Source organism: Burkholderia sp. Bp9004 (assembly GCF_003858025.1).
In the GTDB taxonomy this organism is placed as follows: Bacteria; Pseudomonadota; Gammaproteobacteria; order Burkholderiales; family Burkholderiaceae; genus Burkholderia; species Burkholderia diffusa.
In genome coordinates this window covers 1-389 of sequence record NZ_QTQD01000100.1, presented here as the reverse complement: position 1 = coordinate 389, position 389 = coordinate 1, and the positions used below count along the sequence as shown (strand labels likewise).

The 389-nt window shown below is 64.0% G+C and carries 1 protein-coding gene; it reads left to right on the top strand.

Going from position 1 to position 389, the window contains the following annotated elements; genetic code table 11:
• The coding region (locus DIE08_RS35330) for an FAD-binding protein (RefSeq protein WP_124906467.1) at positions 1-389 on the top strand (389 nt) is incomplete at both ends.

Below are 389 nucleotides of genomic sequence, written 5' to 3'. Positions count from 1 at the left end.
CTGGCGCCGCGTGACTTCGTGTCGCGTTCGATGGACCAGGAAATCAAGGAAGGCCGCGGCGTCGGTCCGAACAAGGATCACGTGCTGCTCGACCTGTCGCACATCGGCGCCGAGACGATCATGAAGCGTCTGCCGTCGATCCGCGAAATCGCGTTGAAGTTCGCGAACGTCGATGCGATCAAGGAACCGATCCCGGTCGTCCCGACGATCCACTACCAGATGGGCGGCATCCCGACCAACATCCATGGTCAGGTTGTCGGCACGTCGCGCGGCCACAAGGATCCGGTCAACGGCTTCTACGCAGTGGGCGAGTGCTCGTGCGTGTCCGTGCACGGCGCGAACCGCCTCGGCACGAACTCGCTGCTGGACCTCGTGGTGTTCGGCCGTGC